General features: G+C 59.4%; 1 protein-coding gene. It reads left to right on the top strand.

The genetic code is table 11. The features are described 5' to 3' along the window. Positions 1-776, top strand: a 776-nt coding sequence (locus tag ACZYOF_RS44090; protein ID WP_463719636.1) for an AMP-binding protein, incomplete at both ends; no start/stop codon positions are given.

Here is a 776-nt window from a genome sequence, read left to right on the forward strand (position 1 = left end):
CGACGCCGGTCTGGGCGGCGCTGCCGGCGACGGACCCGGATGTGCGCGCCCTCGGGCTGAGCTCGCGCCATCTCGCTTATGTGATCTACACCTCGGGATCATCCGGCATGCCCAAGGGCGTCATGGTCGAGCATGCCCAGATTGTTCGTTTATTCGAGGCGACCGAGAGCTGGTATGGCTTCACCGAACACGACGTATGGTGCCTGTTCCATTCCTTCTCGTTCGACTTCTCAGTTTGGGAGTTGTGGGGCGCACTGCGCTATGGTGGGCGTTTGGTTCTCGTGCCGAGCCATACGGCTCGCTCTGCTTCTGACTTCCATGATCTCATCTGCAAGTCCGGCGTCACAGTTCTGAACCAGACCCCCTCGGCTTTTAAAGCTCTCATGGAGGTGGAGTCTCAGAGCAGTGTTCGAAGCCGCATTCGATATGTGATTTTTGGTGGGGAGGCTCTGGAGCCATCGATTCTGAAGCCGTGGTATGCAAGGCATTCCGATTGCGCCCCCCAACTGATCAACATGTACGGGATTACGGAAACGACCGTGCATGTCACCTATCGGCCGCTTGATCAGTCTGACACTTCCAACTCGGGCAGTCCGATTGGAAGGCGCATCCCCGATCTTCGGTTGTACGTGTTGGATCGATTTGGCCAGCCGGTTCCGTTTGGTGCGGTGGGGGAGCTTTACATTGGCGGGGCGGGGGTCGCGCGGGGCTATCTGAAGCGGCCCGAGCTGACGGCGGAGCGGTTCATCGCCAGTCCCTTTGTGGAAGGCGATCGG

The sequence above is a fragment of the Bradyrhizobium sp. LeoA1Lang genome (assembly GCF_055413685.1).